This is a genomic window from Bacteroides rodentium JCM 16496, assembly GCF_000614125.1.
In the GTDB taxonomy this organism is placed as follows: domain Bacteria; phylum Bacteroidota; class Bacteroidia; order Bacteroidales; family Bacteroidaceae; genus Bacteroides; species Bacteroides rodentium.
In genome coordinates, this window is record NZ_BAKJ01000105.1 from 1 (window position 1) to 5,265 (window position 5,265).

Sequence of the window (5,265 nt, forward strand, 5' to 3'; positions counted from 1 at the left end):
ACTTTTACAATGAAGAGTTTGATCCTGGCTCAGGATGAACGCTAGCTACAGGCTTAACACATGCAAGTCGAGGGGCAGCATGATTGAAGCTTGCTTCAATTGATGGCGACCGGCGCACGGGTGAGTAACACGTATCCAACCTGCCGATGACTCTGGGATAGCCTTTCGAAAGAAAGATTAATACCGGATGGCATAATTCTTCCGCATGGTAGAATTATTAAAGAATTTCGGTCGTCGATGGGGATGCGTTCCATTAGGTTGTTGGCGGGGTAACGGCCCACCAAGCCATCGATGGATAGGGGTTCTGAGAGGAAGGTCCCCCACATTGGAACTGAGACACGGTCCAAACTCCTACGGGAGGCAGCAGTGAGGAATATTGGTCAATGGACGAGAGTCTGAACCAGCCAAGTAGCGTGAAGGATGACTGCCCTATGGGTTGTAAACTTCTTTTATACGGGAATAAAGTGCAGTATGTATACTGTTTTGTATGTACCGTATGAATAAGGATCGGCTAACTCCGTGCCAGCAGCCGCGGTAATACGGAGGATCCGAGCGTTATCCGGATTTATTGGGTTTAAAGGGAGCGTAGGCGGATGCTTAAGTCAGTTGTGAAAGTTTGCGGCTCAACCGTAAAATTGCAGTTGATACTGGGTGTCTTGAGTACAGTAGAGGTAGGCGGAATTCGTGGTGTAGCGGTGAAATGCTTAGATATCACGAAGAACTCCGATTGCGAAGGCAGCCTGCTGGACTGTAACTGACGCTGATGCTCGAAAGTGTGGGTATCAAACAGGATTAGATACCCTGGTAGTCCACACAGTAAACGATGAATACTCGCTGTTTGCGATATACAGTAAGCGGCCAAGCGAAAGCGTTAAGTATTCCACCTGGGGAGTACGCCGGCAACGGTGAAACTCAAAGGAATTGACGGGGGCCCGCACAAGCGGAGGAACATGTGGTTTAATTCGATGATACGCGAGGAACCTTACCCGGGCTTGAATTGCAACTGAATGATGTGGAAACATGTCAGCCGCAAGGCAGTTGTGAAGGTGCTGCATGGTTGTCGTCAGCTCGTGCCGTGAGGTGTCGGCTTAAGTGCCATAACGAGCGCAACCCTTATCGATAGTTACCATCAGGTGATGCTGGGGACTCTGTCGAGACTGCGTCGTAAGATGTGAGGAAGGTGGGGATGACGTCAAATCAGCACGGCCCTTACGTCCGGGGCTACACACGTGTTACAATGGGGGGTACAGAAGGCAGCTACACGGCGACGTGATGCTAATCCCAAAAGCCTCTCTCAGTTCGGATTGGAGTCTGCAACCCGACTCCATGAAGCTGGATTCGCTAGTAATCGCGCATCAGCCACGGCGCGGTGAATACGTTCCCGGGCCTTGTACACACCGCCCGTCAAGCCATGAAAGCCGGGGGTACCTGAAGTGCGTAACCGCAAGGAGCGCCCTAGGGTAAAACTGGTGATTGGGGCTAAGTCGTAACAAGGTAGCCGTACCGGAAGGTGCGGCTGGAACACCTCCTTTCTGGAGCGACGACTCGAGGAATTATGATTTATGGATTCAGATTTATAACTTATAAATCAAAAATCAAAAATAAAAAAAGTTGGTTCTTGAAGTGATGCTTCCATAAGAACCTCTTGTACTGCGCGTACTTGTTTATTAAAATATACGAGAAAAGTAGAAGCCGAGCCGTAAGGCGAGGGTTTGACTGACAGTCCTATAGCTCAGTTGGTTAGAGCGCTACACTGATAATGTAGAGGTCGGCAGTTCAACTCTGCCTGGGACTACGCTGGAATCGCGTTGCGATTTCAGAATTGAAAGGTGAAAATTAAGAATTAAAGGTGGATACCAATTCCCCCGTTTAATTTATGATTTTTAAATTTTAATTCACGAAGCGCGGGGGATTAGCTCAGCTGGCTAGAGCACCTGCTTTGCAAGCAGGGGGTCAACGGTTCGAATCCGTTATTCTCCACTACCGCCCTTGAACGATAATTGTCAATTATCCATTGTCAATTGTCAATTGAGTGAGCGAAGCGAACTATGACATGATGTGACCAAAGAAAGTAAAGTTAAAAGCTGAAAGTATATATCGACCATACGTGATCGGTAAGACAAAAAGTAAGTAAGGGCACATGGCGGATGCCTTGGCTCTCGGAGGCGATGAAGGACGTGATAAGCTGCGATAAGCTGCGGGTAGGTGCAAATGACCTTTGATCCGCGGATTTCCGAATGGGACAACCCGATACTTTGAAGAAGTATCATCCTACCACGTAGGAGGCTAACGCAGGGAACTGAAACATCTTAGTACCTGCAGGAAAAGAAAATAAATAATGATTCCCCCAGTAGTGGCGAGCGAACGGGGAACAGCCCAAACCATCCATGTTACGGCATGGCTGGGGTTGTAGGACCACGCTGTGGCACGAAAACTGATGAGAAGAATGTTCTGGAAAGTTCAACCATAGAGCATGATAGTTGCGTATTCGAAGTCAGTCGAAGCCTAGTGGTATCCTGAGTAGCGCGGAGCACGAGGAATTCTGCGTGAATCTGCCGGGACCATCCGGTAAGGCTAAATACTCCCGAGAGACCGATAGTGAACCAGTACTGTGAAGGAAAGGTGAAAAGCACTTCGAACAGAAGAGTGAAATAGTTCCTGAAACCATGTGCCTACAAGCGGTCGGAGCACCTTCTGGTGTGACGGCGTGCCTTTTGCATAATGAACCTACGAGTTACTTTTTCCGGCAAGGTTAAGCGATTCAGTCGCGGATCCGAAGCGAAAGCGAGTCTGAACAGGGCGTATAGTCGGAAGGAGTAGACGCGAAACCAAGTGATCTACCCTTGGGCAGGTTGAAGGATGGGTAACACCATCTGGAGGACCGAACCAATAAGCGTTGAAAAGCTTCTGGATGACCTGAGGGTGGGGGTGAAAGGCTAATCAAACTTGGAGATAGCTCGTACTCCCCGAAATGCATTTAGGTGCAGCCTTGACTTATACTGGCATGAGGTAGAGCGACTGATAAGATGCGAGGGCTTCACCGCCTATCAAGTCTTGACAAACTCCGAATGCGTGTCAGTTCTATGTCAGGAGTGAGGGCATGGGTGCTAAGGTCCATGTCCTAAAGGAGAACAATCCGGACCAACAGCTAAGGTCCCGAAATGAATACTAAGTTGAACTAACGAAGTCAGATTGCTAAGACAGCTAGGATGTTGGCTTGGAAGCAGCCATTCATTTAAAGAGTGCGTAACAGCTCACTAGTCGAGGAGTTTGGCGTGGATAATAATCGGGCATAAGTATTCTACCGAAGCTTTGGGATGAGAAATCATCGGTAGGGGAGCATTCCACTCTGCGTCGAAGGTGAAGCGCGAGCTTTGCTGGAGCGTGTGGAAAAGCAAATGTAGGTATAAGTAACGATAAAGGGGGTGGGAAACCCCCTCGCCGCAAGACTAAGGTTTCCTGATCAACGCTAATCGGATCAGGGTAAGTCGGGTCCTAAGGCTCAGCCGAACGGCGAGGCCGATGGCAGAACCGGTTAATATTCCGGTACTACCTATGGGAGTGACGTGGAGACGGAGTCGTGACAGCGCCGCGGACTGACGGAATAGTCCGTTGAAGGGTGTAGATGCTGATTGTTCCAGGCAAATCCGGAGCAAGAGTCGAACCTGAGAGTATGGAGCGTTCTCAGAACAATCCAATAGTGCGTGTAAGCATACTTCCAAGAAAATCCGCTAAACTTAATCCTCTAGGTACCCGTACCGTAAACGGACACACGTAGTCGGGTTGAATATACTAAGGCGCTTGAGTGATTCACGGTTAAGGAACTAGGCAAATTGACCCTGTAACTTCGGGATAAAGGGTCCTCAATGCAAGTTGAGGCGCAGAGAATAGGTCCAGGCAACTGTTTAACAAAAACACAGGGCTGTGCAAAATTGAAAGATGAAGTATACAGCCTGACACCTGCCCGGTGCTGGAAGGTTAAGAGGAGATGTCATCGCAAGAGAAGCATTGAATTGAAGCCCCAGTAAACGGCGGCCGTAACTATAACGGTCCTAAGGTAGCGAAATTCCTTGTCGGGTAAGTTCCGACCTGCACGAATGGTGTAATGATCTGGACGCTGTCTCAACCGTGAGCTCAGTGAAATTGTAGTATCGGTGAAGATGCCGATTACCCGCGATGGGACGAAAAGACCCCGTGAACCTTTACTATAGCTTAACATTGAATTTGGGTAATTGATGTGTAGGATAGGCCGGAGCTTCGAAGCAGGTACGCCAGTATTTGTGGAGCCGCTGTTGAAATACGGCCCTTTGATTATTTGAGTTCTAACTCTTGGATAAGAGGACACTGTTTGGTGGGTAGTTTGACTGGGGTGGTCGCCTCCAAAAGTGTAACGGAGGCTTCTAAAGGTGCCCTCACGACGATTGGTAACCGTCGGCAGAGTGTAATGGCATAAGGCGCTTGACTGGGAGACTCACAAGTCGATCAGGTAGGAAACTAGAGCATAGTGATCCGGTGTTTCTGTATGGAAAGGACATCGCTCAAAGGATAAAAGGTACTCCGGGGATAACAGGCTGATCCCTCCCAAGAGCTCATATCGACGGAGGGGTTTGGCACCTCGATGTCGGCTCGTCACATCCTGGGGCTGGAGAAGGTCCCAAGGGTTGGGCTGTTCGCCCATTAAAGTGGCACGCGAGCTGGGTTCAGAACGTCGTGAGACAGTTCGGTCTCTATCTATCGTGGGCGCATGAAATTTGCGTGGCTCTGACACTAGTACGAGAGGACCGTGTTGGACTGACCTCTGGTTTACCGGTTGTGCCGCCAGGTGCATTGCCGGGTATCTAAGTCGGGATTGGATAAGTGCTGAAAGCATCTAAGTACGAAGCCAGCCACAAGATTAGATTTCTCAGGGTCGTTGTAGATACAACGTTGATAGGATGCAGGTGTAAAGGCAGCGATGTCATAGCCGAGCATTACTAATTGCCCGTTCACTTTTTGCCTTCCGTGTATGGAGGTATATACGTTCAGCTCATTCAATTGACAATTGACAATTGATAATTGACAATTAAATGAACACTTTACTTTTTTCTCATCATGTCTACCTTATTCAGGTGACTACAGCACCGGGGTTCCACCTCTTCCCATTCCGAACAGAGAAGTTAAGCCCGGTCACGCCGATGGTACTGCGTAACAGTGGGAGAGTAGGTAGTCGCCGTTTTCAGAAGAAGCCTCCGTAGTAATTATTACTACGGAGGCTTTGTTCGTTTT

At 48.9% G+C, this 5,265-nt stretch carries 2 tRNA genes and 3 rRNA genes; all 5 read left to right on the plus strand.

Annotated features, from left to right (window positions below):
* Positions 1 to 6: 6 nt before the first annotated feature.
* The 5 genes from JCM16496_RS20615 to rrf all read left to right on the plus strand — a co-directional run bounded on the left by JCM16496_RS20615 (position 7) and on the right by rrf (position 5,215).
* Positions 7 to 1,532, plus strand: a 16S ribosomal RNA gene (locus tag JCM16496_RS20615).
* A gap of 189 nt (positions 1,533 to 1,721) precedes the next feature.
* Positions 1,722 to 1,795: transfer RNA gene (locus JCM16496_RS20620), tRNA-Ile, on the plus strand.
* 111 nt (positions 1,796 to 1,906) lie between these two features.
* A tRNA-Ala gene (locus JCM16496_RS20625) sits at positions 1,907 to 1,980 on the plus strand.
* Positions 1,981 to 2,120: 140 nt separating this feature from the next.
* Positions 2,121 to 4,997 (plus strand): 23S ribosomal RNA (locus JCM16496_RS20630).
* A gap of 107 nt (positions 4,998 to 5,104) precedes the next feature.
* Positions 5,105 to 5,215 (plus strand): 5S ribosomal RNA (gene rrf / locus JCM16496_RS20635).
* The 16S, 23S and 5S rRNA genes sit together here with 2 tRNA genes alongside, the layout of an rRNA operon.
* Positions 5,216 to 5,265 lie beyond the last annotated feature (50 nt).